The 26,608-nt window shown below is 73.9% G+C and carries 18 protein-coding genes; 6 read left to right on the top strand and 12 right to left on the bottom strand.

The features are described from left to right. Positions 1-147 precede the first annotated feature (147 nt). On the bottom strand, positions 148-1,224 hold the full coding sequence (locus tag ACGFIS_RS35385; protein WP_392898094.1) for a S1 family peptidase: 1,077 nt from the start codon (positions 1,222-1,224) through the stop codon (positions 148-150). Positions 1,225-1,499: 275 nt separating this feature from the next. Here ACGFIS_RS35385 and ACGFIS_RS35380 point away from each other — a divergent pair, with 275 nt between their 5' ends. Continuing rightward, positions 1,500-2,489, top strand: a complete 990-nt coding sequence (locus tag ACGFIS_RS35380; RefSeq protein WP_392898092.1) for an ABC transporter ATP-binding protein — start codon at positions 1,500-1,502, stop codon at positions 2,487-2,489. A gap of 3 nt (positions 2,490-2,492) precedes the next feature. Here ACGFIS_RS35380 and ACGFIS_RS35375 read toward each other — a convergent pair whose 3' ends face one another. From ACGFIS_RS35375 to ACGFIS_RS35340, 8 genes are all read right to left on the bottom strand, one after another. After that, entirely contained in the window at positions 2,493-6,206 is a 3,714-nt protein-coding gene (locus ACGFIS_RS35375) for a glycosyl hydrolase (protein WP_392898089.1), read from the bottom strand. Continuing rightward, complete coding sequence (locus tag ACGFIS_RS35370) at positions 6,203-7,030, bottom strand: carbohydrate ABC transporter permease (RefSeq protein WP_392898086.1); 828 nt, start codon at positions 7,028-7,030, stop codon at positions 6,203-6,205. Before ACGFIS_RS35370 ends, ACGFIS_RS35375 begins: the two co-directional genes overlap by 4 nt. After that, positions 7,027-7,977, bottom strand: coding sequence for a carbohydrate ABC transporter permease (locus ACGFIS_RS35365; protein WP_392973814.1), 951 nt, complete (start codon positions 7,975-7,977; stop codon positions 7,027-7,029). The genes ACGFIS_RS35370 and ACGFIS_RS35365 overlap by 4 nt, the downstream gene beginning before the upstream one ends. Before the next feature lie 2 nt (positions 7,978-7,979). Beyond that, positions 7,980-9,242 carry an ABC transporter substrate-binding protein gene (locus ACGFIS_RS35360; protein ID WP_392898081.1) on the bottom strand — a complete coding sequence of 421 codons (1,263 nt, stop codon included), beginning with the start codon at positions 9,240-9,242 and terminating at the stop codon, positions 7,980-7,982. 123 nt (positions 9,243-9,365) lie between these two features. Beyond that, complete coding sequence (locus ACGFIS_RS35355; RefSeq protein ID WP_392898079.1) at positions 9,366-12,107, bottom strand: family 78 glycoside hydrolase catalytic domain; 2,742 nt, start codon at positions 12,105-12,107, stop codon at positions 9,366-9,368. 307 nt (positions 12,108-12,414) lie between these two features. Next, positions 12,415-13,839, bottom strand: a complete 1,425-nt coding sequence (locus ACGFIS_RS35350) for an FGGY family carbohydrate kinase (RefSeq protein WP_392898077.1) — start codon at positions 13,837-13,839, stop codon at positions 12,415-12,417. Between the two features lie 37 nt (positions 13,840-13,876). Beyond that, the gene (locus ACGFIS_RS35345; RefSeq protein ID WP_392898074.1) at positions 13,877-14,884 is read right to left on the bottom strand and encodes a 2-hydroxyacid dehydrogenase; all 1,008 of its coding nucleotides are present in this window, start codon (positions 14,882-14,884) and stop codon (positions 13,877-13,879) included. A 47-nt stretch (positions 14,885-14,931) separates the two neighbouring features. Then, positions 14,932-15,720 (bottom strand): DeoR/GlpR family DNA-binding transcription regulator, encoded by a 789-nt coding sequence (locus tag ACGFIS_RS35340; RefSeq protein ID WP_392898071.1) that lies wholly within the window; start codon positions 15,718-15,720, stop codon positions 14,932-14,934. 242 nt (positions 15,721-15,962) lie between these two features. On the opposite strand from ACGFIS_RS35340, the gene ACGFIS_RS35335 reads away from it, so the two are divergent. From ACGFIS_RS35335 to ACGFIS_RS35315, 5 genes are all read left to right on the top strand, one after another. Next, positions 15,963-17,438, top strand: a complete 1,476-nt coding sequence (locus ACGFIS_RS35335; protein ID WP_392898068.1) for an FGGY-family carbohydrate kinase — start codon at positions 15,963-15,965, stop codon at positions 17,436-17,438. A gap of 21 nt (positions 17,439-17,459) precedes the next feature. After that, positions 17,460-18,059 (top strand): histidine phosphatase family protein, encoded by a 600-nt coding sequence (locus tag ACGFIS_RS35330; RefSeq protein ID WP_392973813.1) that lies wholly within the window; start codon positions 17,460-17,462, stop codon positions 18,057-18,059. Positions 18,060-18,172: 113 nt separating this feature from the next. Beyond that, on the top strand, positions 18,173-19,126 hold the full coding sequence (locus ACGFIS_RS35325) for an ornithine cyclodeaminase family protein (protein WP_392898062.1): 954 nt from the start codon (positions 18,173-18,175) through the stop codon (positions 19,124-19,126). An 82-nt stretch (positions 19,127-19,208) separates the two neighbouring features. Further along, complete coding sequence (locus ACGFIS_RS35320; RefSeq protein ID WP_392898060.1) at positions 19,209-19,997, top strand: SDR family oxidoreductase; 789 nt, start codon at positions 19,209-19,211, stop codon at positions 19,995-19,997. Further along, the gene (locus ACGFIS_RS35315; protein ID WP_392973812.1) at positions 19,994-21,058 is read left to right on the top strand and encodes a dihydrodipicolinate reductase; all 1,065 of its coding nucleotides are present in this window, start codon (positions 19,994-19,996) and stop codon (positions 21,056-21,058) included. The genes ACGFIS_RS35320 and ACGFIS_RS35315 overlap by 4 nt, the downstream gene beginning before the upstream one ends. On the opposite strand, the gene ACGFIS_RS35310 is transcribed toward ACGFIS_RS35315, so the two are convergent. The 3 genes from ACGFIS_RS35310 to ACGFIS_RS35300 form a co-directional block, all read right to left on the bottom strand. Next, complete coding sequence (locus tag ACGFIS_RS35310; RefSeq protein WP_392973811.1) at positions 21,055-21,882, bottom strand: nitroreductase/quinone reductase family protein; 828 nt, start codon at positions 21,880-21,882, stop codon at positions 21,055-21,057. The two genes, ACGFIS_RS35315 and ACGFIS_RS35310, sit on opposite strands and share 4 nt — an antisense overlap. A 302-nt stretch (positions 21,883-22,184) precedes the next feature. Next, positions 22,185-25,196 carry a BREX system ATP-binding domain-containing protein gene (locus ACGFIS_RS35305; RefSeq protein ID WP_392973810.1) on the bottom strand — a complete coding sequence of 1,004 codons (3,012 nt, stop codon included), beginning with the start codon at positions 25,194-25,196 and terminating at the stop codon, positions 22,185-22,187. Between the two features lie 79 nt (positions 25,197-25,275). Further along, positions 25,276-26,529 carry a glycosyltransferase gene (locus ACGFIS_RS35300; protein WP_392973809.1) on the bottom strand — a complete coding sequence of 418 codons (1,254 nt, stop codon included), beginning with the start codon at positions 26,527-26,529 and terminating at the stop codon, positions 25,276-25,278. Between the last annotated feature and the right edge of the window lie 79 nt (positions 26,530-26,608).

Genomic DNA, 26,608 nt, shown 5'->3' with positions numbered 1-26,608 from the left:
GACATGGTGTAAGAACCGTCAATGCGGGCGTAAGACGCAGAAGGTGACTAATTCGGGACGAGGTGGTTGGCACCCTGACAGTGGTCCCGTGGTCAGACCATGAAACGCCTTCATGTTGTGGATCAATCGCCCGCGATCCGGCAGGTGCTAGTAGACGTCGACCCCGTACACCGAGAGCACCTCGGTCACGGGCTGGAAGAACGTGACGCCTCCGGACGAGCAGTTGCCGCTGCCTCCGGACGTCAGCCCGAGCGCGATGGACCCGGCGAACAGCGGGCCGCCGCTGTCGCCCGGCTCGGCGCACACGGTGGTGCGGATCAGGCCGCTGACGCTGCCCTGCTGGTAGTTCACCGTCTGGTTGAGCGCGGTGACCTGCCCGCTGTGGACGCCGGTGGTGCTGCCGCTGCGGGTCACGGTCTGCCCGACGGTGGGGTTCCCGGCGTCGGTGATGTCCTGGAAGCCGCCGGGGCCTCTGACGCCGCCCCGCGTGTCCTCCGGGGTGGAGGTGTACCGGACGATGCCGTAGTCGTTGCCGGGGAAACTGCTGCCGGTGTTGCCGCCGAGCGTCGTCCCCGACCCGTCGGTCCAGGTCGTGCCCGCCGCGGTGCAGTGCCCCGCCGTCAGGAAGTAGTAGTCGGTTCCGTCCGTGACGTTGAAGCCCAGCGAGCAGCGGGAGCCGCCGGAGTAGATGGGGTCGCCTCCGATGACGTACGGACGGAATTTCCCGGCGACGCGCTCGGTGCGGACGGCCGCTCCCTGTTCGGCGGCCGCGGCCTTCACCTTCTTCAGCCCGGCGCCCTTGACGCTCCCGTCCATGGTCAGGACCACCTGGTTGGCGGCCGGGTCGACGGCCCAGGCGGTCCCCGGGACGGTGGCGTCGCGCTTGAGCGCGGACATGACCCGCTTCAGGTCGGCGCCGCTGCGGGTGACGGTCTTCGGGACGGCGCCGGCGGCGCGCACGGCCTGCGCCGCCTTGGCGTCGGTGACCGTGACCACCAGCCTGCTCGTGGCCCGGTCGAGATAGGCGCCGGCGGTGCGGGAGCCGAGCTGCCCCGCCAGCTTCACGGCCACTCTGCCCGTGTCGGACGTGGTGGCGAGGGGCGCGCCGGCCGCGTCGAGCGACGCGTTCGCGGCGGGAGCGGCGGCCAGAGCGGCCGCCAGCAGCCCGGACGCGGCCATGGTCGCGGCGGCGGTACCGCGGATGCGCGTGGGACGGATTTTCACTGTGCCTCCAGGGGGGATTGGGCGCGCCCGGATTGGCGCGCCGGAGGTCACCGGACATGCTGGAAGAAACCTGAACGCGGACGTAAGGCAATAAAGTGACCAATCGGGCAGCCACGGATTGTCACACTGGGTACGGATTCCGTGGTCGTCCCTCGATGGACGGCGCGTCCAATGGGCCTCCCCGGCAGGCGAAGCGCGACGTACAGTCAAGGCGACGGGGGGCCGGACGTAAGCTGCGGATCCCCCGCCCCCGGTTCCCCCGCATGGGAGTGCCCATGGGTGTCGAGATCCGGGTGGAAGGGCTCAGGAAGTCGTTCGGGCGGCAGGTCATCTGGGAGGACGTGTCCCTCACCATTCCGGCGGGCGAGATCTCCGCCCTGCTGGGGCCGTCCGGAACCGGGAAGTCGGTGTTCCTCAAGAACCTCGTCGGGCTGCTGCGTCCCGACCGGGGCCACGTGTACGTGGGCGGCGGCGACGTCCCGCGGCTGCGCGAGAGCGACCTCTACGAGCTGCGCCGCCACTTCGGGGTGCTGTTCCAGGACGGCGCCCTGTTCGGCTCCATGAACCTCTACGACAACATCGCCTTCCCGCTGCGCGAGCACACCAGGAAGGGCGAGTCGGAGATCCGGCGCATCGTGCTGGAGAAGATGGAGATGGTCGGCCTGTCCGGCTCGGAGAGCAAGCTGCCGGGTGAGATCTCCGGCGGGATGAAGAAGCGCGCCGGACTGGCCCGCGCCCTCGTCCTCGACCCGGAGATCATCCTGGCGGACGAGCCCGACTCCGGCCTCGACCCCGTCCGCACCGCCTACCTCAACCAGCTGTTCGTCGACCTGAACACCCAGCTCGGCGCGACGTTCCTGATCGTCACGCACGACATCGGCACCGCCCGCGTCCTGCCGGACAACCTCGGCCTGCTGTTCCGCCGGGGCCTGGTGATGTTCGGGCCGCGGGAGATGGTGCTGTCCAGCACGCACCCCGCGGTGAACCAGTTCTTCAACGCGCGCCGGCAGGGGCCGATCGGGATGGCGGAGGAGAAGGACCTCGCCGAGGTCGCGAGCGAGTCCGCGCCGCAGGCGATGCCCGCGCCGATCCCGCCGCAGCTCATGCCGAGCGGCGGCGGCCTGCGCCCCTCGATGCGACGCCCCGGGGCGTGGCTCGCCGAGCACCGGGTGACCCCGCCGCCGGGCTCGTTCATCGACGACGAGGGCCGCAACTGGCTCACCGACTGGGACTCGCTGGCCGCACAGCGCCAGTGGCGCCCGTAGGCCTCAGATCTCGGTCCTCAGGACGACCGGGCCGAGGAGTCCGGAGGTGCGCTGGCCGGGGAAGACGAAATGGGTGGGGCTGGTCTCGTCGAGGTGGGGGGCCAGGGTGCCGTAGACGACGATCTCGATCTCGTTGGGGCCGGCGCGCAGGGCCGAGCCGAGGTCGAAGGTGTACGGGGCGCAGATCCGCACGCCCGCCGCGTGCCCGTTCACCGTCACCTCGGCGGTGCCGCGGACGCGGCCGAGATCGAGCTCGCCGCCCCCGGGAGCGGCCGCCAGGTCCAGGACGCGCCGGTAGCGGACGCCGCCGCTGTAACCGGCCAGGCCCGCGTCCTCCCAGTCGCCCAGCCCGATCGTGCCCGCGCCGACGGCGAAGGCGACCGGCCCCGCCAGCGCCGCGCCCTCCCGGTACCCGGGCCGGGTCCGCAGCCGCAGCTCGGCGGTCCCGGCCGGCCGTGCGCGGCCGGGGAGTTCGAGGTCGACGGTGCCGGCGCCGTCGTGCGCTGCGCCGAGCGAAACGCCTTCGAGAAGGACGCCGTCGAGCAGGATGCCGGTGACCTCGCCCCGTGCGGTGAACCGCATCCGGGTCGCGCCCGGCGGCACCGCGAAGCGCAGCCGCTCGGTCCTGGGCAGGGCGCCGGGGTCGGCGAAGGACGCGGGCAGGACGGTGCCGTCGCTCACGTCGTCCTCCAGCCAGTGCGCGCAGGGCAGGGGGTGCGGGCGGCGCCGCAGGTGGAGGGCGGCGGGATCGCCGCTCTGCGCCCGCCTGGGCGCGACGGGCACCGCGACGCCGTCCCGGGCGGCGTGCCAGCCGGTGCCGGACACGAGCGGGCCGTCCACCAGGACCGCCGCCGGGGCCTCGCCTTCGGTGAGGACGAGGGTGAGCGGCGCGCCGGGCGCGTCCGGCAGGTCGTAGCGGCCGACGCGGGGGGCCTCGTGCTCGGCGTAGGGATCGAAGCCGCCCTGCCGGCCGATCTCCACCCCGTCGACCAGGACCCGGCACGGGGACGCCGACGCGACCTGGAGGCGGGACGGGCCGGGGACGCGCGGCAGTTCGGCGGTGAAGGCGACCCGCCCACCCGGGCGCACGGTTCCCCCGGCGGTGATCCACTCGGGTCGGACGCAGCGGGCGGGCTCGGTCACGACGGACAGGTGGCCGCGCAGCCGCACGTCCTCACCGGGCACCAGGCGGATCTCCAGCGTGTGCTCGCCGGGCGCGAGCGCCGCGCCGCCCACCGCCAGGTAGCCGCGGTCGTCGAGCGGGGCCTCGGCCCCGTCCACCAGGAGCGTCTTCGCGGCGGGGAAGCCGAGCACCGGGAACCCGCCCGGAGCCGGCACGGTCACGCGGGTGCGCAGGGTGATCCGCTCGCCCGCCGCGACCTCGCCGAAGTCGAGGAACTCCTCGGGGACGTGCCCCTTGGGCCCGAGCGCCGCCCGGTGGACCGGGTCCTTGCGGATGCCCCGGCTGTCGGAGTAGACGACCGGCCGCCACCCGCCCCCGGCGCCGGACCACAGCCCGTGGGGGCCGAACGTCGCGTAGGCCGGCGTCCAGCCGGCGGACGGGTCGTCCTCCACCCGGTGCGAGAGCCGCCAGCGCTCCAACGCCGCCATGGCGCCGGCCGGACGGGCGAAATCCGCCCACGTGTTGTCGAGCGTCGGCACCGGCTCCATGTCCCAGGTGGAGCCCAGGTCCAGCTCGGCGGCGGGACGCCGCGGCGGGGCCGCCTCGTCCCGCGGCGGGGCCGCCTCGTCCCGCGGCGGGCGAGCCGTGCCCGGGAACACCAGCAGCGCGGCGGGGCCGTCGTCGAACGGCACGACGACCTCCGCCCCCGACGGTCCGGACGTGACGGGCAGCTCCCGCGGCGGGCCGCCGAACGGGCTCACCAGGTAGGCCGGGCCCGTCACGTCCTTCACGCGGATCCGCATGTCGCGGTGGTAGCGGCCGGGATCGAAGTCGTAGGTCACGTCCAGCCAGCCCAGGTCGATGCCGCGCTCGTCCGGGCGGCCGACCGACACGCGGCTGGCCATGGACTCCGCCGCCGTCACGAACACCACCGTCGCGCCGTCGACCTCGCGGACCAGCGCGGGGACCGGCGCCTCGACCCGCCGGGAGCCGTCCAGCAGGGGGCCGAGCGCGCCGGTGTCCGGGACGGTCTCCAGCAGCGGCGCCAGCCTGGCCACGGCCTCGCCGGCGGCCGGGTCGCCGACGCCGAGCCGGGGCGGCGGGCCGACGGCGACGACCCGGCCGCCGCCCTCGACCAGTGCGGCCAGCCGCCTGGCGGTGTCCCCTTCGAGGACGGTGCAGGCGGGCAGCAGCACCGTGCCGTACGACTCGTCCGCGACGTTCAGCCGCCCGTCCGCCACCGTGGCCCGCCGGACGGAGTCGTCGTCGATGACGTCGGCGTCGACGCGGAACCGGTCGAGGGCGCCGGGCACCATCTGGAACCACGCCATGTCGCCGACCAGCGCCCGGTAGGTGTCCTGGGCGAGCGCGGCGGACGCGTCGGCGCCGTCGAGCCGGGTGCCCGCCTGGGCGGTCGACGTCGGGAACAGCACGGCCGTGTCGCAGACATGGCGGCCCAGCGACAGGGCCGCGCACAGCCGCGTCACCGCGTCGGCGAAGACCCGGTGGTGCGCCCAGTAGGGCTGCCGCCAGTCGGTCGAGGGCGGCGCCCACTCCCACCAGCCCGCCCTGGTCGTGTAGTAGGCCGCGTGCGGGTTGTAGAGGGTCGCGCCTGAGCGCAGCCATGGCAGCAGCCAGTCGAACGTCTCCTCCAGCGTGCCGCCCCACCCGCTGGAGTGGAACGCCTCGATCCACACGCGGTCCCGGCCGTACAGGTGGGCCAGGGACGAGTGGATCCGGGCGTCGCCGTGGTGGTCCGAGCCCGGCGCGCCGAACCAGCGGTGGGTGCGGGCGTAGTCGGCGTACAGCCGCACCCCGTCCACCGGGTGCCCGGCGCGGGCCGGGTCCTGCTGGTCGCAGCCGTGCAGCAGCCCGTGCCGCTCGTGCCATCCGGCCAGCGGCCGGAAGAACGCCTCCTCGGCCAGCTCCGCCCGGGTGAGGTGGTAGTCGCGCCGGACCTCGCCCGCCGCGTCGCCGCCGTCCTGCCACAGGGACGGCAGGTGCGGGGCCAGGTCGTAGCCGCGGCGGGCGGCGAACTCTTCGGCGAACCCCTCCGTCCAGGTCGGCAGCGCGGGCAGCTCGTCCTGGAAGGAACCGACGATCACGTTGCCGAGGCGGTGACCGAGGCGCCGCTCGAACTCCCCGTGGACGCGGTCGAGCAGCGCCGCGCACGCCCGCGCCGACAGGTAGTCGAAGCCGCGCGCCGACGTGCCGCCGCCCGGCTCCAGCCACCGCCCGGCGAACTCGGGGACGTCGCGCACCAGCCGCGCCTGGAGGTCGGCGCCGGAGAATCCGAGCTGGTCGTAGAACCACAGCGACACGCCGAGCCGGGCGGCGTCCTCGCACACCCCGTCGAGCAGTTCCCACCAGGCGTCGGTGAAGAACGCGGGCTCGTCGGCGTCGGCGCCGAACATCGGGCCGGACGGCGCGAGGTTCAGGATCACCAGGTTGTACACGCCGCCCTCGGCGAAGCGTTCGAGCTGGTCGCGCAGCCGCCGCCGGTCCAGCCGCTCGCCGCTCCACCACCAGATGGGCGCGGGGGAGTACGCGCGGGGCGGCGCGTCCAGCACCGCCCGGAGCCGGTCCGGGATCATCCCTTGAGTCCGCTCGCGAAGCCCTTGATCACATACCGCTGCAGGACCAGGAACACGATCAGGATCGGCAGTGAGGCCAGCACCAGCCCGGCGAACACGAGCCCGTTGTCCGAGACGTACTGGCCGACGAAGGAGAAGATCCGCACCGGCACCGTCTCCCGGGCCGAGCCCCCCAGATACAGCAGGGGAGTGAAGAAGTCGTTCCAGATGAACACCGCGTTGAGGATCAGCACGGTGCCGGTGACGGGCCGCAGCAGCGGGAACACCACCCGGGTGAACGCCTGGAAGTGGCCGGCGCCGTCGATCAGCGCGGCGTGCGCGTAGTCGCCCGGCAGCGCCCGGATGAACCCCGTGTAGAGGAAGATCGTGAAGGGCAGCTGGATCCCGCTGTAGAAGACGATCATGCCCGGGTAGGTGCCGAGCAGCCCCGCCCCGTCCACCATCTTGAACAGCGGGATCATCCCGAGCTGGAACGGCAGCACGATGCCCAGCAGGAACAGCACGTACAGCCCGTAGCCCAGCCGGGACGCGCGGCGCGACAGGAAGTAGGCGGCGAACGAGCCGATCGCGATCAGCACCAGCAGGCTCACCACCGTGATGACCGTGCTGTTCAGCAGCGCCGGGCCGAGTTCCGCGCGCGTCCAGGCGGCGGAGTAGTTGTCCAGCGCCGGGCTCGACGGCGGCGCCAGCGGCGACTCGGCGACCTGCCGCTGGTCCTTGAGCGACAGCGTGACCAGCGCGTACACGGGGAACAGGAAGGCGACGGCGGCGGCGACCATCACCATCTCCAGCCCGAACGTCCGCAGCCCGTACCGCATGTTCATCCGCTCACCTCTCGGCTCCGCAGGTAGTGGATCTGGACCATCGACACCGCCGCGACGAACAACGCCAGCACCAGCGCGATCGCGGTGCTGTAGCCGAAGTTGCCGAAGACGAACGCCTGCTTGTAGAGCACCGTGGACAGCGTCTCGCTCGCGTGTCCCGGACCGCCGCTGGTCGCGGCGTAGACCTGGTCGAACAGCTTGAGCCCGCCGATGGTCGACAGCATCATGTTGATGGTGACCGCGGGCGCCAGCATCGGCCACGTCACGTTCCGGAACCGCTGGAACCGGCCCGCGCCGTCGATCATCGCGGCCTCGTGCAGCTCGGCGGGCACCCCCTCCAGCCCGGCCAGGAAGATCACCATCGAGTACCCGGCGAACTGCCAGATCACCATGCCCGCGACCGACCACAGGGCCAGCGACGGGTCGCCCAGCCAGTCCTGCCGCAGGGAGCCCAGCCCGACCGCGCCGAGGATGCCGTTGAGCCCGGCGCCGGGCGCCGGGTTGTAGATGTACTTCCATAGGAACGCCACCATCACCGGGCTGACCACGGCCGGGGCGAAGAACACGACCCGCAGCACGGTCCGCGACTTGATCCTGGCGTGCACGCCGAGCGCCAGCAGCAGCCCGATCCCGTTCTGGACGAACACGATCGCCACGGTCAGCAGCAGCGTGTTGACCAGCGAGCCGCGGGCGGCCTCGTCGCGGAACAGCTCCGTGAAGTTGCCCAGGCCGATGAAGCTCCGCTCGCCCAGGCCGTTCCAGTCGGTGAAGGCGTACACGATGCCGCTGAGGCTCGGGTACAGCACCACCAGGGCGTAGACGGCCAGGGCGGGCGCCGCGAACCACCACGGCGGCGACAGGAAGCGGGCGCCCCGCCGCCGGCGGCGGCCCGCGGCGTCCGGCCGGACGGGCCGCTTCACCGGGGCGGGGCTGGTGGTCGAGGTCACGTTCAGTTCTTCCGGTAGGTCTCGTCGAGCTTCTTCAGTGCGGCGTCCACCGTCGTCTTGCCGCCGAGGAGTTCCTGCACCGCCGCGAAGTGGGCGGGCTGGATCTCGGCGTTCGGCCACGCCTGGTCCATGAACGGCACCGCCTTGTTGCCGTCGATGAACGGCAGGAACGACTCGAGCACCGGGTCGACCTTGGAGCCGGCGTCGCGGGTCAGCGGCACGCAGGCGATGGCCTCGGCCCAGCGGTTCATGTTCTTCTGCTCGCCGAGGAACTCGATGAACGCCTTGGCCTCGTCCAGGTGCTTGCCGCGTGCGCTGACGCCGAGGCCGACGCTCACACCCGCCGGGATCCACACCTGGTTCGCGTCGTCGGAGCCGGGCACCGGGAACATGCCCAGCGCGTCGGCGCTCGCGGCGGACTTGCGGAAGTCGGGCAGCACCGCCGACACCTGGATCGCCATCGCGGCCTTGCCGGTGGCGACCATCGAGGTCTGCTGCTCGAACGTCGTGCCGTTGGGGTTGTCGTTGAGGTACCCGCGCTCCTGGAGTTCCAGGTACATCTCCAGCGCGTCGGCCCAGCCCGAGCCGGCGAAGCTCGCCGAGCCCGCCTTCATCCGCTCGTCGAAATCGGGCGTCTTCGCGTAGACCGTGGACGGGACGAGGGCGTAGGTGATCAGCTGGGTGACCCACGGGGTCTGGGCGCCCAGCGCGATCGGCACCGTGCCCTTCTTCTTGATCTTCTCGCAGACCTCCAGGAACCCGGACCAGGTCGTGGGCGGCTCGACGCCGGCCTCCTCGAAGACCTTCTTGTTGTAGATGGCGCCGATGACGCTGGACCCGGCGGAGTAGATGAAGGTCTTGCCGCCGTTCTGGAACGCGGGCTTCAACCCGGCGGGGATCCGCTTGGTCCAGGACTGGCCGCTCAGGTCGGCCAGCAGGCCGGCATCGGAGACCTGCTTCATGCTCATCGCCGAGCCGTCGCCCGGGAACACCACGTGCACGTCGGGGGCGTTGCCCGCGCCGAGCTGGGTGCGCACCGAGGTCTGCACCTGGTCGGTGGGCGCGAAGGAGGCGCTGAACTTGGTCTTGGTGTACTCCTTGAGCAGCAGGTCGAGCGGCTTCTGCTGGTCGGCGACACCGACCAGCCGCAGCGTCCCGCCGCCCGAACCGGACGTCCCGCCACAGGCCGCCAGTGCGCCCATGGCGGCGACGCCCCCGGTCAGCCCCAGGAAGCCGCGGCGGCTGAGCCCTGTCGACGATGTCATGAGTCCTCCTCGAAACGCGGCTTCGGCGCCGCGGTGATCATTCGCGACCGGGGCCGCCATGGGTGCTGCGGCCGGGGGCCGCCGCGAGTTGTGCGGCCGGGGCCGCGGGTGTGCCGTCCACCGTCAGGGGACGGCGGCCGATGGATCTTCCGCGGTGAAGCGGTAGTCCCCCGAGGTCACCCGGCACAGGAGCGCGCCGGGTTCGGTGCCGATGATCTGGATCCCCGCGGCGGCCGCCACCGGGACCCCGCTCTCGTGCACGCCGCCGGGATCGCCGGTGGGCACGTGCACGATCGCGGTGGCCCCCGGTGGCACGCTCACGTCCAGCCGCAGTTCGCCGTCCGCCCGTGCCCACCCGGTCCGGACGGTGCCGCGCACCGACTCGTAGGCGGCGCGCGCCCACGTCAGCGCGCCGGGCCGGGGGCGGATCCGCAGCTCGCGGTAGCCGGCGGAGCCGGGTGCCTGGCTCAGCCCGGCGACGCCCTCGTAGAGCCATTCGCCGATCGAGCCGAGCGCGTAGTGGTTGAAGGAGTTCATCGCCGCGGCCTGGAAGCCGCGCTCTTCGGTGTAGCCGTCCCAGCGCTCCCAGATCGTGGTCGCGCCGTGCCGCAGCGGGTACAGCCAGGACGGCGGGCCGGTCCTGCGCAGCAGCGCGTGCGCCAGGTCGGGCCGCCCGCAGGCGTCCAGCACCGGGGCGACGAGGCCGACGCCGAGGAATCCGGTGGTGATGCCGGGGCCGGCCGCTTCGACCAGCTCGGCCAGGCGGCCGGCCGCGTGCGGCGCCAGGTCGTCCGGCAGCAGGTCGAACGCCAGGGCCAGCAGGTAGGCGGTCTGCGTGTCGCCGGAGATCCGGCCGCAGGGCGTGACGAAGCGTTCGGCGAAGGTCTTGCGGACGTGCCCGGCGAGGGTGCCGTACCGCCGCGCGGCGGTGTCCCGGCCGAGAATCTCGGCGGCGCGGGCGGTCAGGTCGGCGCTGCGGGCGAAGTAGGCGGTGGCGACGACCTCGCGCGGCGTCGGCTCCGGGGCGAGCCAGTCGGCGAAGTGCGGGCCGACGCGGTGCCGCCACACCAGGTCCGGGTTGTGCCGGTGGACGTGGTCGACCCAGGCGCACATCGCGTCGATGTTGCGTTCCAGGAAGCGCTCGTCCCCGTACACGCGGTACAGGTGCCAGGGCACCAGGACCCCGGCGTCGCCCCAGCCGGGCGCGCCCTCGTCGGCGACGCCGGTCAGCCTCGGCGCCACGTTCGTGAAGGCGCCGCCGGGCGACTGGGCGCCGCGCACCTCCCGCAGCCAGCCCTCGAAGAAGGCCGCGACGTCGGCGTTGAGGCAGGCGGTGGGGAGGAACACCTGCGCGTCGGCGAGCCAGCCGAGCCGCTCGTCGCGCTGCGGGCAGTCGGTGGGGACGCTGACGAAGTTGGAGCGCTGCCCCCAGCGGATGCCCCGGTACAGGCGCTCGACGTCCGGGTCGGAGCAGGCGAAGTCACCCGTCCAGGGGGTGTCGTTGTGCAGGACGACGCCGGTGATGTCGGCGGCGTCCAGTGCGGTGAGGCCGGTGACCTCGGCGTAGCGGAACCCGTGGTAGGTGAAGCGCGGCTCGAACACGACGTCGGGATCGCCGCCCGCGATGAGCACGTCCGTCGCGTCGGCGGTGCGCAGGTTGTCGGTGTAGAGCGCGCCGTCGTCGTCGAGGGCCTCGGCGTGCCGGATCACCACGCGGTCGCCCGGGGTGAGGCCGCGGGCGGTGATGCGGACGCGTCCGGCGAAGTTCTGGCCGAAGTCCACCAGGTGCCGGCCGCCGCCGGTGCGGGTGACGGTGCGGGCGGGCAGTTCCCCGACGGCGCGGACCGGCGGCGCCGCGGAGGCGGTGAGCAGGTCGTGATCGGTGCCGGTGACCTGCGCGGAACGCCAGCCGTCCGCCTCGGCGAACGCGGGGCGGTCCCAGCCCGGGGTCTCGCGGCGCAGGTCGTGGCACTCGCCCTTCAGCAGGTCGGCGTACCGGACGGGGGAGCGGCGGGTCCACCAGGTCCCGTCGGTGGCGATGACCTCGTGGCGGCCGTCGGCGTGGTCGAGGTGCAGTTCGGCCAGCAGTTGCGGGAACGCTCCATAGTGGGCGCCGAGGCGGCGCGGGTCGAAGCCCACGTAGCCGCTCCACCAGCCGTCGGCGAGGGTGGCGGCGAGGACGTTGCGGCCCGCGCCGACGAGCGCGGTCACGTCGAGGACCTGGTAGTCGATGCGGTCGCGGTAGTCGGTCCAGCCCGGCGCGAGCTCGGCGTCGCCGGCCCGGTGGCCGTTCAGCCGCATCTCGTAGAGCCCTCGGGCGGTGACGTAGAGGCGCGCGCGGACGGGCGCGGCGGGGGTCTCGAACGTGCGCCGGAGCCGGACGGCGGGCTGGAGTCCGTGGTCGGCGAGGGCGAGCTCCCCCTCTTCGGGCGCGTCCACCACGTCGAGGTCACCGGTGTCGTGGGTGATCCAGGAGGCCCGCCAGGCCGGCGGGCGGAGCATCCCCGTCTCGAACCAGGAGCGCGCCGCGGCGGTCGCGCCGTCCTCGGCGGTGACGGCGATCTCCCAGCGGTAGCGCGTGCGAGGGCTCAGCGGCGCGCCCGCGTAGCGGACGGACACCGCGGCCGGGTCGCTCACCTCGCCGGTGTCCCAGACCGGTGCTCCGGATTCGGGCGAACCGGCGCCGGCTCCGGGGGCGGGGACGGTCCACACCCGCACGCGGTGGCGGGCGGGCGCGTCGCCCCGGCGGGGGGAGGAGAGCCGCCACGACAGCAGCGGGGCGTGCTCGTCGACGCCCAGCGGCTCGGCCAGGTGCTCGCAGCGAAGGCCGTAGGGCACCAGTGCCGCGGTGGGAGTGCCGGTCATGAGCCCGCCTCCGATCGCTCGCATCATCATGCGGTTAGTTAACACTTCTGAATGTGAGATTGAGGGTAGAGATATCGAGATCTAGTGTCAATATGCCGCACAGATCATGTTACGGCGTGACCTGCCGCGTATCGCGTCGATCCCTGCTCTGGCCGTATCCGGGGACCAGCCGCCTCGTCTGCAACGGTCACGGTACCTGCGACCGGGCAAAGCCGTCGAAAGTGGGCTCCGGGGGCCGGCAGAGCCGTTCCCCAGGGGCCTGTGGCGGGGCGGGAGGTCATGGATGCGATAACAACATGATCGAGCGTTATGAAGTCGTGCGCCAGCGTGCACGGGCGGTCTCCACCCGCGCCAGGTAGGCGCGGTGCTCCCCGTCGTGGAACGCGGCCCGGGCCGGGTCCGGGTCGCGGACGGAGGCGGGACGGGTCCACGCCGCCGCGTCCAGCCCGTGGCCCCCGGCGAGCACCGCGCCCCGCGCCCCCGCCTCCTCCGCCGCGACCCGCAGCGGCCGGCCCAGCACATCGGCGAACAGCTGCAGCCAGCGGTCGCTGCGGGTTCCGCCGCCCGCCACCGACAGCGCGCCGCGCAACCCGGCGGCGGCCAGGCAGTGCCGCGCCGCGTAGGCGATGCCCTCGCAGGTCGCCCGCACCAGGTCCGCGGTGGTGGTCTCCAGGCTCACCCCGGTGATCTCGGCCCGCGCCGCCGGTTCGACGAACGGCGCCCGTTCCCCCGAGGGCGAGAAGAACGGCAGCACCCGCACCCCGCGCGCACCCGGAGGCGAGGCCGCCAGCAGGTCGTCCAGGTCGCGATGGGACGCGCCCACCCTCGCCAGCACCCATTCCAGCGCCGCCGTGCCGACCATCGCGGGCATGCCGCGCAGCCACCGGTCCGGCCGCCCGGTGGCGAAGCAGAACCCGGTCGGCTCACCGTCCAGCGCGGGTTCGTCCACCACGGCCAGGCAGGCCAGCGTCGTGCCGATGATCAGCAGTCCGTCGCCGGTCCCGGTCACCCCCGCCCCGAGGGCGCAGGCGGGCACGTCGAAAGGGCCGGCGGTGACCCGCGTGCCGGCCGGAAGCGGCCCCCCGGCGAGCATCCCGCCCCGCGGCAGCGGCTCCGCGACCGGTGCCAGCAGATCCGCCCGGTGCGACAGGCCGCAGGCCGCCAGGGAAGCGGCGTCGTAGGTGCGCGTCCGGGGATCCAGGAACGGCACCGAGGCGTCGCTCGCGTCGGTCGCGCGCACCCCGGTGAGGCGCTGGAACACCACGTCCTTGCAGTAGGCCGCGGTGGCGGCGGCGTCGAGCGCGGCGGGCTCGTGCCGGTCCAGCCACGCCAGCAGCGGGGCCGGGCAGCCGGGGAACATGGCGTTCCCGGTGCGCGCGAAGACCTCCGCCGCGACGCCGCCCTCCGTCCACTCCGTGACGATCGCGGCGGACCTGCCGTCCATCCAGGAGATCGCGGGACGGACCGGCCGGGCCCGCCCGTCCACCAGCCACACGCCGTCGCCCTGGCCCGTCACGCCGACGGCGTCCGGGGCGGCGAAGCGGGCGCGCCGCGCGGCCAGCGCGCCGAGCACCTCCCCGGCGGCCGACACGACCTCGTCGGTGTCCTGCTCGACCCGGGCGTCCCCGCGCACGGTCCGGGCGGGACGCGACTCGACCGCCAGGGTCCGGCCGTCCTCGTCGAACGCCGCGGCCTTCACCACGGACGTTCCCACGTCGATTCCGACGTACATGGCGAGCTTCCTTGTCTGTTCCTGGCGGGCCGGTGGATCAGGCCGGGTTGAGGCAGTGCGCCAGGGGCTCGCCCCGGTGCAGCCGCCCGACCTCGGCGGCGACGATGCGGGCCGCCTTCTCGGCCACGGCGCGGCTCGCGCCGCCCAGATGGGGGGTCATCACCACGCCGGGCATGCCGAACAGGCGCGAGTCCGCGGGCGGCGGCTCCACGGCGAAGGTGTCCAGGCCCGCGCCGAGCAGATGACCCGAATCCAGCGCGTCGCACAGCGCGTCCTCGTCCAGCAGCGGGCCCCGGGCGCAGTTGACCAGCACCGAGCCGGGCGGCATCAGGGCCAGCTCCCGGGCGCCGATCATGGCCCGGTTGTCGGGGGTGAGCCGGGCGTGCAGGGAGACGACGCGGGAGCGGCGCAGCAGGTCGTCCAGGCTCGCGGCGCCGCCGCCGCCGGGCAGGTACGGGTCGTAGACCTGGACGTCGGCGCCGAAGCCCGCGAGGATCCGGGCGACCCGGCTCCCGACGGCCCCGCCGCCGACCAGCCCGACGGGCGTTCCCTCAAGCTCGAGGCCGGTGGCGTCGTAGGTGTAGTACCGCCCGCCCCACTCGCCCCGCCCGGCCAGCGCGGCGTGGGTCTCGGGGATGCGGCGCAGCACGGCGAGCATCAGCCCGACGGTGTACTCGGCGGTCGCGGTCGCGTTGCGTCCCGGTGCGTAGCAGACGCGCACGCCGCGTTCGGTGGCCGCCGCCACGTCGACGTTGACGGGGCCGCCCCGCGCGACCGCCACGAGCCGCAGGCCGGACGCGCTGTCCAGGATCTTCGCGGTGACGGGGGCCATCTGGGTCACGCACGCCTCGACGCCGTCCAGCGCGTCGATCATGGTGTCCTCGTCGCCGGACGCCTCGTCGACCTCGGCCACCGGGCCGAACGGCACGACCGGCCAGGGCAGCTCCAGGCGGCGGACGTCGCCCGCGCCGCCGAGCTCGGCGTCCAGCGCGCCGGCCAGCAGCTCCGGCAGGACGAAGCGGTCTCCCGCGGCCAGCACTCTCATCGGGTCTCTCTCGTCGGGTCGTTGACGGCGGGCACGCGGCCCCGGGCTCAGGTGACGGCCACCTCGTAGGCGACCTTGTGCTCGTCCAGCTCCCGCAGCACCTCGGCGTCCGCGCCGTCGTCGACGATGAGGCGGTCGAACGCCGACAGCGGCGCCACCCGGTGCAGCGCGACGCGGCCGAGCTTGGAGTGGTCCACGAGCAGGACGTTGCGCGCGGCGGCGTCGAGCATGGCCCGCTTGACCGACACGATGTGCTGCTCCTGGTGGTAGGCGTACCCGCCGGAGACGGCGGAGGTCGACACGAAGCACAGGTCGACGTGGAGCGCCGTGATCGCGTCCACGCAGGAGACCCCCAGGAAGGAGTCGTGCAGCGCGTCGTACTCCCCGCCGAGCGCCATCAGCCGGATGCCGCGCTCGCGGGCCAGCAGGTTCGTGGTCTCCAGGAAGTTGGTGATCACGGTCAGCGGGGTGACGCCGGCCAGCCTGCGGGCCAGCGCCAGGGTGGTCGTGGAGTCGTCGAGCATCACCGCCATGCCGGGTTCGACCAGCTCGGCGGCCTTCGCCGCGATGGCGTCCTTGGCGGGCCGCATCGACTTCATGCGGTAGGCGACGTTGCTCTCGAACACGCCGGACGGCTGCGCGGTGACGCCGCCCCGGTACTTGCGGACGATGCCCTGCCGTTCGAGGTCGTCCAGGTCGCGATGGATCGTCATGAGGCTGACGCCGAAGCGCTCGGCCAGGTCCCCGGCGGTGACCGACCCTACGGACAGCACATGGTCGGCGATGGCCTGGCGCCTTGCGTCAGGTCCGCGCCTGCCGCTCATCTCCTTGGTCATGCTGCGATCCTCTCGTGGCCGCTCGCCGGCGGAGGGGTGATCGGCCACCCGAACTGCGATACTGGGATTCGTGATGTTAACAACCATCACCCCAGCGCCATCGAGCTTGTAACACCGGGACGTCCCACGTCAACCCCGTCCCGTCGTCTCCGGGGGGTCGTCGAGACGGTAACAAGTGATTGATATGATGCCCTGGCATTATAAGTTCACATCTTTAAGCGATAAAACTAGGGAGTCCTATCGTGCAAGCTGGCTCGTCCGGGCCTCTGTGGGTCGGCGTGGACGTCGGGACGCAGGGGGTGCGGACGCTCGCCGTCACCGCCGACGGCCGGGTGGCCGGCCGCGGATCCGCCCCGCTGACCGGGCGGCGCGACGGCGTGCGGCACGAGCAGCGGCCCGGCGACTGGTGGGAGGCCGTCACCCTGGCCACCCGGGAGGCGCTGCGGGACTCGGCGCCGGAGGCGGTGCGCGGCCTGGCGGTGTGCGCCACCTCGGGGACCGTCCTGCTCACCGACCCGGACGGGCGTCCGCTGACCGGCGGCATCATGTACGACGACGCGCGGGCGTCCGCCGAGGCGCGGCTGGCGCAGTCGGCCGGGGCGCCGCTGTGGGACCGGCTCGGGCACCGCATCCAGCCCTCCTGGGCGCTGGCCAAGGTGCTGTGGCTGGCCCGCGACCGGCCCGGCGTCCTGTCCCGCGCGCGGATCGCCCACCAGGCCGACCTGGTCACCGGTCGGCTGGTGGGGGAGCCGGTGGCGACCGACTCCAGCCACGCGCTCAAGACGGGCTACGACCTCCTCGGTGAGCGGTGGCCGCGCGATCTGCACGACCGGCTCGGGCTGCCCGCCACGCTCTTCCCCGAGGTCGTACGGCCCGGCACGGTCCTCGGCGAGGTCGGGGCCGAGGCCGCCGGGCAGACCGGGCTGAAGGCCGGCACACCGGTGATCGCGGGGATGACCGACGGGTGCGCCGCCCAGCTCGGCTCCGGCACGCTGCGGCCGGGCCGGTGGAACTCGGTGCTCGGCACGACCCTGGTGCTCAAGGGGGTGACGGCCTCGCCCGTCCGCGACCCGGCCGGGGTGATGTACAGCCACCGCGCACCGGACGGGGCCTGGCTGCCCGGCGGCGCGTCCAGCGTGGGCGCGGGCGTCTTCGCGGGCGTCGCGGACCTGGAGCGGCTGGACGGACTGGCCGCGCGCCACGAACCGGCCGGCGCGGTCGCCTACCCGCTGGTCTCGCCCGGCGAGCGCTTCCCCTTCCTCGCGCCCCAGGCCGAGGGCTTCATGCTCGGCACGCCCCGCGGCGAGGGCGACCGGCACGCCGCCCTGCTCCAGGGCGTCGCCCTGGTCGAGCGGCTGGCGCTGGCCTACGTGCGGCGGCTCGGAGCCGCCGTCGAGGGACCCGTGACCTTCACCGGCGGTGCGGTGCGCAGCGACTACTGGACCCGGCTCCGCGCGGACGTCCTGGGCCGCCCGGCCCGGATCCCCGAGCACGCCGACGCCGCGCTGGGCATGGCGGTCCTCGCGGCCTACGGCACGATGCCGGGCCGCTCGCCGGCCGGCGTGGCCGAGTCGATGGTGCGCATCCGCACGGTCGTGGAGCCCCGCCCCGGCATGACGGAGCGTTTCGACGCCCCCTTCGGGCAACTCGTGGACGAACTGGAAAAGCGCGGCTGGCTGCCCGCCGAGGTGGCCGCCTACGCACGAGAGCACGGGTAGGACAGCATGGTCAGGAGCGCCTTGAACACCATCCTCTACGTCGTCCGGCACGGCCAGACCGAGTGGCACGCGGAGAACCGGTACGCGGGCGTCAGCGACGTCGCGCTCACCGGCACCGGACGCGAGCAGGCCGAACGGCTCGGCCGGTGGGCGGCGGAGACGGGGGCGGAGGCGGTGTGGGCCTCTCCGCTGAGCCGGTCGAGGGCGACGGCGGCCCCGGCGGCGTCCGCGCTCGGGCTCCCCATCACGATCGACGGCGACCTGATGGAGGTGGACTTCGGCTCCGCCGAGGGCCGCACCCGCGCGGAGCTGCCGCCCGCGGACGTGGACGCCTTCCTGGCCGACCCGGTGACGGGGGTGTTCCCGGGGGCCGAGGATCCCCGCAAGGCCGTCGAACGCGGCATGACGGCGCTGCGGCGCATCGCCTCCCGCCACCGGGGCGAGCGCGCCCTGGTCGTCACCCACAACACGCTGCTGCGGCTGACCCTGTGCGGGCTGCTGGGCATCGCGCCGTCGTCCTATCGCACGGTCTTCCCGCAGGTCCGCAACTGCGCCGTCACCGAGCTGCGGATGACCGGACGCTCCACCGCCCTGATCTCCTACAACGTCCCGGTGCCCTGATCCGCCCGGCGGAGGGGAAAGGGCCACGGAATAAAGGACCAATCGTCACATTCGTCCCAACAGTCCTATGTTGAGTAGTGACGGCGCGACGGTGCGGGCGGGAGAATGGTCCGGTGACGCTCCTTTTGGCCCGGTCTGACCTTGAGTCCCTCCTCGACCCGGCGGAGTGCCTCGACGCGCTGCGCCGCGGCTTCACGGCCGCGGAGGGCGAGGCGGTCGCGCGCCGGGTGGTCGGCAGGCTCCCCGGCCAGGGCACCGCGACGGCGCTGCTGCCGGGCGTGATCGAGGAACTCCCCGCCTACACGGTGAAGGTCAACGCCAAGTTCCCCGGCAGCCGCCCCGCGCTGCGCGGCGTCGTCTGCCTGCACGACCTCGGCACCGGGGAACTGCTGGCGCAGCTGGACTCGGCGACCGTGACCGCGTGGCGCACCGGGCTGGCCGCCGCGCTCGGCACGCACGCCCTGGCCCGTCCGGACGCCGGGGCCGTGGCGGTCATCGGCGCCGGGGCGCAGGCCGAGCTGGTCATGCGGGGGCTGTCGGAGCTGCGCGAGGTGCACGCCCTCACCGTCTGCGACCTGGACGCCGGCCGCGCCGCCGGTTTCGCCGAACGGCACGGCGCACGGCTCGGGCTCACCGCCACCGTCGAGGCGGACCCGCGCGACGCCGTCCGGGACGCCGGGATCGTCGTCATGGCGACCTGGGCGCGCCGCCCGATCCTGTGCGCCGCCGACGTGACCCGCGGAACGCACATCACCTCGCTCGGCGCCGACGAGCCCGGCAAGGCCGAACTGGCCCCCGACCTGATCGAGGGCGCCCGCGTCGTCGTCGACGACGTCCCCCTCGCCGTCGAGATGGGCGTGCTGGCCGGGGCCGGGCTCGACGTCAAACACGCCGCCGGGACGCTCCGCGACCTGCTGCGCGGCCAGGTGCCGGGACGGGTGAAGGGCGGCGAGGTCACCGTGTACGCGCCGGTCGGTCTGCCCTGGCAGGACCTCGCGGTGAGCTGGACCGCCTACGAGGCGGCCCGCGGCACCCGCGCCGGGACCCGGTTCGACTTCCTCGCCTGACCCGGAGGCCGCGCATATTGAAACACGTTCTACCTCCTGCGTAGGCTGTGCGGCACTACTGGACGGCCCGGAGGTGACCGCGGTGATCCTTGATCGGTTCCGCATCGAAGGCAGGGTCGCGGTGGTGACCGGCGCCGGCCGCGGCATCGGCGCCGCGACCGCCGTCGCGCTCGCGCAGGCCGGCGCCGACGTGCTCATCTCCGCCCGGACGGAGGAGCAGCTCGGCAAGGTCGCGGCCGAGATCGAGGCGGCCGGGCGGCGGGCGCTGATCGTCCCGTCCGACCTCAGCGATCCGGACGCGGCGGCGGACCTGGCCGCCCGCGCGGCCGACGGCCTCGGCCGCCTCGACATCGTGGTGAACAACATGGGCGGCGCGATGCCGGCCCCGTTCATGGCGACCAAGCCGCGCCATCTTGAGAACGCGTTCCAGTTCAATGTGAGCACCGCGCACGCGCTGACCCGCGCCGCCGTCCCGCACCTGCTGGAGTCGGGCGCGGGCAGCGTCGTCAACATCTCCTCCGTGATGGGGCGGATCGCCGGCCGCGGCTACCTCGCCTACGGCAGCGCCAAGGCCGCTCTCGCCCACTACACCCGGCTCGCCGCGTTCGACCTGGCGCCGCGCGTCCGCGTCAACGCCATCTCCGTCGGCTCCATCGCCACGTCCGCGCTCGACATCGTCATGACCAGCGACGAGCTGCGCACCGAGATGGAGCGCAAGACGCCGCTGCACCGCGTCGGCGCCCCCGAGGACGTCGCCGCCGCCGCCCTGTACCTCGCCTCACCCGCCTCCGCCTACACGACCGGCGCCCTCCTGCGCGTGGACGGCGGCATCGAGACCCCGAACCTCGACCTGGGCCTGGAGGATCTGTGACCTACCGCGTCGTCCAGTGGAGCACCGGCAACGTCGGCCGGCACGCCATCGCGGGCATCGACGCCCGGCCCGACCTCGAACTCACCGGGGTCTGGGTGTCCAACCCGGCCAAGGTCGGCAAGGACGCCGGGGAACTCGCGGGCCTCGGCCGCGACCTCGGCGTCACCGCCACCGGCGACGAGGAGGCGCTGCTCGCGTCGCGGCCCGACTGCGTCGTCTACACCTCCATGGCGGACGTGCGGCTGATGGAGGCGATCGACGACCTGTGCCGCATCCTGCGCGCGGGCGTCAACGTCGTGTCCAGCAGCCCGGTGTTCCTGCAGTTCCCGGACGGCGTCGTCCCGTCCGAGATGTCCGATCCCGTGCGGGAGGCGGCCGCCGAGGGCGGAGCGTCGATCTTCGTCAACGGCATCGACCCCGGCTTCGCCAACGACGTGCTCCCCCTCGCCGTCACCGGCATCAGCGAGCGCATCGACCAGGTCCGCTGCATGGAGATCCTGAACTACGCCACCTACGACCAGGGCACGGTCCTGTTCGACATCATGGGCTTCGGCCGGTCCCTGGACGAGACGCCCATGCTGCTGCAGCCCGGCGTCCTCACGATGGCGTGGGGCAGCGTCGTCCGGCAGATCGCCTCGGGTCTCGGCGTGGAACTGGACGAGATCACCGAGTGGCACACCCGGCTCCCGGCCCCCGGCACCATCGCCGTCTCCGCAGGGACGGTCGAGAAGGGCACGCAGGCGGCGCTGCGGTTCGAGGTGCGGGGGATGCGCGGCGGCGAGGCCGTCGTCGTCCTGGAGCACGTCACCCGGCTCCGCGACGACCTCGCCCCCGACTGGCCGCAGCCCGCAGGCCACGGCTGCTACCGCGTGGAGGTCCACGGCGAACCGAACTACACCGTGGACCTCCGGCTCCTCGGCACCGACGGCGACCACAACACCGCCGGGCTGAAGGCCACCGCGATGCGCCTGGTCAACGCCGTGCCCGCCGTCGTCCAGGCGCCGTCCGGACTGCTCACCGCCCTCGACCTGCCGCTCATCCCGGGACGCGGCCTGCTCTAGAGCCCGATCGCGTCCAGTAGCGGGACGAGCCGCTCCTCCTCGTGATCCAGGTGGGCGTGGAGGGTTCCGGTGAGCCGTTCGACCTCGGCGAGCAGGGACGCGGGGTCTCCGGCGTCGAGGACGCGGCGCAGTTCGTCCAGTAGCTCCTGAATCTTCTCGTGGTCGTTTTTCAGCTCGTCCAGCGTCGGCCCCAGATCCGGATGGTGACGCTCCAGGAGCGGGAAGATCTGCTGGTCCTCGCCCATGTGGTGGTTGCCGAGGCCCTGGCACAGCGTCAGGCAGTTGACCCGCAGTTGCGCGCCCAGGCCGGCGCCCGACGCGGTGACCTCCTTGCGGATCAGCTCCAGCTCCCTGCGGAACGCGCCGTGCACCGCGACGAGCATCGCGCCGAGCGACTTCGGCCCGCCGGGCGGCCCGGCCGCGACCGGGACCAGCGCGACGACGGGCAGCGTCCGTCCCGACCTGGTCTCGTACTCGGCCCACCCCGGGTCGGCCTCGGCGGCGCGGGCGAAGGCGGCGTCACGTTCGCCGCCCTCCAGGACGACGGCGTCCGCCTCGTAGGTGAAGGCGTCGCTTTCGACCGTGACGCGCGGGTTCGCCACCAGGTTGCGGAACCAGGCCGGGTGCTTCGGCGACCCGCCGGCCGATGCGATGACCAGGACGCGGTGGGCGCCGTCCGGCAGGTACCCGAGCGGCGTCGTGTGCCGGGCACCCGACCGCGCCCCGGTGGTGGTCAGCAGGAGCAGCCGGCCGTCCTCGAACACGCCGCCGACGCGGCCGCCGTTCGCGCGGAACTCCTCGATGACCTGCCTGTTGAAATCCATATGTCTCCTGAACTGTTTTCGGGCATGGCGAATAAGCCACGGAAACGGTGCGCGACCGTGGCTGAAGAATGGCGGGGAAGGGCAGGCCGAAGACGGTGTCCGCCGCCCAGGGCAGCCCGATGACGTCGCGTGATGCACGCGAAAAAAGAAAGATGAAGAAGAGAGGGGCGAGGATGGGAGTGGCGGGCCTCGCGCCCGCGCCGGCCTCACTCGGAGGCCGGGTACCTCACTCGCTCATGGCCCATGGCCGACCCGGCAGTCACGGAATAAAAGATTACCCGCGCCGGCAATTCAATGCAAGATCAGATTCCTTCGCGGTGCGCGGCGGCGGCCGCCTGGGTACGGCTCGTGACGTTCAGCTTGGCGAGGATGTTGGAGACGTGGACGCTCGCCGTCTTCGGCGAGATGAACAGCGCGGCCGCGATGTCCCGGTTGTTGCGCCCCTCCGCGACCAGCTTCAGCACCTCCCGCTCCCGCCCGGTGAGGGCGCCGAACGGGCCGGACGGGGCGGACGCGCCGGCCGGGGGGCGCGCGGCGCCGAGCCGGGCGCGGGCGCCGAGGTCGCGGAGGGCGGCCAGCAGCGGCGCGGCGCCGAGCCGTTCGGCGCCGCGGACCGCGGACCGCCACTGCTCGGCGGCGCCGTCGCGGTCTCCGTTCTCGGCGAGGGCCTCGGCCAGCCGCCACCGCGACCGCGCCACCTCGTACACGAACCCGCCGTCCGGGTCGCCGTAGGTGAACAGGCCGGCCGCCTTCCGCCACAGGTCCACGTCGTGGACGCCGTCCACGCGGCGCCGCTCCGCCTCCGCGCGGGCCAGCCACGCGTGCCCTTCGAGCCCGATCCAGGCGCGCGGCCGCCCGCTGTCGGTGAAGGCGACGGCCCGCCTCGCCCGCGACAGCAGGTCGTCGCCGGCCTCGGCCGCCTCCCGGACGGCGCCGTCGTCGCCGGCGGCCCGCGCCCGCGCGGCGATCTCCGCCTGCGCCCACAGCCCCGTCGCGGCGATCCGGATGACGCTGACCGTGTCGCCGTAGGAGGTGCCGATGATGCTCGCGACGTGCTCGCTCGCGGCCCGGGGGTCGCCCCGCCACAGGGCCTGCTCGGCGGCGAGGCCACGGGCGAGGTAGTTGAGGAAGAGGTCCTGGCCCCACAGCGGGGTGATCCAGCGCAGCCGCTCGTCGGCGGCGGGCCCGCCCCGCGCGACCTCGACGAACAGGGCGTACGCGGAGATCTGCGCCTCGTACGGCCGGACGACCTGGACCGCGAAGTCCTCGGCGAGCCGGTCGGCCTCCGCCCAGTCCCCCGTCGTGTAGTGCATCAGGTACCGCAGGGACCGCATGATGATCCCGAAGGTGCTCCATCCGAGACCGTGCTCCAGGGCGAACTTCACGCCGTCGTCGGCGGCGCGCGCCGCGCCCGCGAGGTCGCCGCGGTCGAACTTCGTCCGGGCGTAGTGCCAGGCGGCGCGCATCGTCACCATCGGGTTCTCGCCGCCCGCGGCGGCCAGGTCGCGGGCCCGCGCGAACACCTCCGCGACACCCGAGTCGGCCTCTTCCGCCTCCCGGTGCACGCCGAGCGTCACCAGCAGGCTCGCCTCGGCCCCGGCGGCCCCGGCGGCGCGGGCGGCCTCGGCGGCCCGTTCGGCCAGCCCGGGCAGCTCGCCGTCGCCGTCCCGGTAGAGCAGCATCCGCGCGTAGGTGGCGAGGGCGTCGGCGCGCTCGATCGTCGGCGGGTCGGCGGGCAGCATCGCGACCGCCTCCCGCGCCATGGCGACCGCCTGGTCGATGTCGTCGATGTCGCCCAGGTACGACGCGAGGACCTCGCGGATCCGGCAGCCGAGCGGCGCGTCCGCCGGGTCGACCTCGTCCAGCAGCCGCCGCAGCCGGTGCACGGCGCGCCGGAGCTCACCGGCCTGCGCGGACTGCTGGGCGGCGAGCAGCGTCAGCCGCACCCGGTCGGTGCCGGCGGCGCCCTCGGCGTCCGGCACCGCGTCCCACAGCTCCAGCGCCCGCTCGTAATGCCCGGACGCCTCGGCGGGCGCGCCGAGCCGCCCGGCCTCACGTCCCGCCCGGACGGACGCGGTGAACGCGGCGGGCAGGTCGTGCGCGGCGAGGCTGTGGTGGGCCAGCTCCGCCGCCGACCCGCGCGTCCCGTCCGGGAGACCGGCGAGCAGCCGCGCGAACGCGGCGTGCAGGCGGGTCCTCTCGCCCGGCAGAAGGTCCGCGTAGACGGCCTCGCTCAGCAGCGCGTGCCGGAACGTGTACCCGGCCCCGGCGGGCACGAGCAGCTGCTGGGAGACGACCTCGCGCAGTGCCCCGCCGACCGCCGCCTCGTCCAGCCCGGACACGCGGCGCACCAGCTCGTCGTCGATGCGGCGCCCGGCCACCGCCGCGACGCGGACGACCCGCTCCGCGGCGTCCGAGAGCCGCTCCACCCGCGACAGCAGCAGGTCGGCGAGCCCGGACGGCAGCTCCGCCGGCTGCGCGCCGGCCCCGTCGAGCCCGGCCCCGTCGAGCCCGGCGCCGTCGAGCCCGGCGGCGTACAGTTCGCCGGCATAGAACGGGTTGCCCTCCGAGCGCCGGTGCACCCGCTCGACGACCTCCGCGGTCACCGGCGCGGACCCGCGTGACAGCTCGGCGAGGTACTCGGCGGTCTCACCGGGCCCGAACGGGCGGACCTCGACGCCGGTCACGTTCGGCAGCCGCAGCAGCTCCGCCACCACCGGCCGCAGCGGATGCCGCCGGTGCAGGTCGTCCGAACGGTAGGTGCCGACGAGGCAGACCCGCTCCCGCTGGAGCACCCGGCTGAGGAACGTTAGCAGATGCCGGGTCGAACGGTCGGCCCAGTGCAGGTCCTCCAGGACGAGCAGGACGGTCCGGTCCGCCGCCAGCTCGCCGAGCAGCCCGAGCACGGCCCCGAAGAGCTGCTGCTGGCCCAGCTCGGACGCCGCGCCGGGGCCGCCGTCGCCGTCCGGCAGCAGCCGTCCGAGGACGGGCCGGGCGCCGATCGCGGCGCGGACCTCGTCCGCTTCGGGGATACCGGCGTGCGCGGCCGTCCACAGCGCGTCCGTGAGCGGCAGGTACGGCATGCTCTCGCCGAGTTCGGCGCACTGCCCGACGAGGACGGCGCAGCCCCGGTCGCGTGCCGCGCGGGTGAGCGCGGACACCAGGTGCGTCTTGCCGGCGCCCGCGTCGCCGCTGACGAGGACGACGCCGGCGGCGCCGCCGGCGGCCCGCTCCAGCGCCGCGGTCAGCTCCGCGAACTCGGCCGCCCTGCCGATCAGCCTGCTCGTCGGCGCCTTGCCGTTCCCTTCGGTCATCGCGCCCAGTATCCCACCCGATCGGACATGAACGGGCCCCGGATCCAGCGCGGATCCGGGGCCCGTGGCTGGCGGACGGTCAGCCGACCAGGGCGGGGGTCCTGTCGGTCTCGCGCACCGCCGCGTCCTCGTCCGCGGACTCGGCCGCGGGCTCGGGGACGGGCTCGGGCTCGGGAACGGGCAGCACCTTCTGGTAGGCGCGGAGCGTCTCCGCGGCGATCCGCTCCAGCGAGTACCGGGAGCGGGCGCGGTCGGCGGCGGCGATCGAGTAGCCGTGCAGCGTGGTCTCCTCGGCCAGCAGGTGCCGGATGGCGCGGCCGATCACGACCGGCCGTCCCGCGGGGACGTGCAGGCCGGTGATGCGGTCGAGCACCTCGTCGGCGTTGCCGCCCGCGGGGGTCGTCACGACGGGTACGCCGCAGGCCATGGCCTCCAGCGGCGTCGACGGGCACGGGTCGTGCGGGGTCAGGCACAGGGCGAGGGAGGCGGTCCGCAGCAGTTTCGGCAGCGCCTTGCGCGGCAGCCGGCCCAGGAAGATCACCCGGTCGGCGACGTGCAGTTCCTTGGCGAGCAGCGTCAGCCGGTGCACGACCTGGTCGTGGTCCAGGTCCTCGCGGGCCGGGCCGCCCGCGACGGTCAGCTCGGCGTGCGGGACGTGCACCAGCGCGTGCAGCGCGGTCTCGACGTCCCCGGCCTCCAGGTCGTCGCAGACCATCACGAGCCGGCGCCGGTCGCCGCGGGGCATCGCGGGGCCGATCTGCGCGAACTGGTCACCGTCGACGCCGTAGGGGACGACGGCGACGGCGGGGCGGGGGACGCCCATCCGCACGACCGCGTCCGCCTCCTCGCTGTGCCCGGCCAGCACGATGTCGGCGTCCCGGCCGATGGCCTTCTCCAGACGGTCCCGATGGGGGTGCACGGGGTTCCCGGCGCGCCGCTCGGCGGCGGCGACCCCGTGGTAGCTCTGCGCGAACGGGATGCCCAGCTCGCGGGCGACGGCGCAGGCGGCGAGCCCGCCGATCCAGCCGTGCGCGTGCACGATGTCGGGACGTCCGTTGCCCGTCCAGCGGCGGCGCAACTCGTCGGCGAAGTCACGGACGTGCTTCAGCGTGTCCTCATCGGACAGCGGGCGGGCCGGCCCGGCGTCGATGTGGACGAGCGCTGCACCGGGCGCCAGCCGCACCCGGTTGCGGGCGGCGGGGTCCTGGCGCCGCGTGTAGACCGTGACCTGGTTCGGCTCCCCGTCATTGGCCAGCGGGCGGGTGAGCGAACGGGCGAGGTCCCGTACATGGACGGACTGCAGGTGTTCGCCGTCGAGGTCGGAGGCGGACACGAGAGCAATGTTAAGCGTGCGGTGCATGACGGATCCTCCGGGACATCACAGGGGAAGCACGGAGGTATCTGCGTCGTAG

This window comes from Spirillospora sp. NPDC048824 (genome assembly GCF_043198455.1).
Classification (GTDB): Bacteria; Actinomycetota; Actinomycetes; order Streptosporangiales; family Streptosporangiaceae; genus Spirillospora.
Note: the sequence above shows the minus strand (reverse complement) of the source record. Positions and strands in the feature narration are given on the sequence as shown.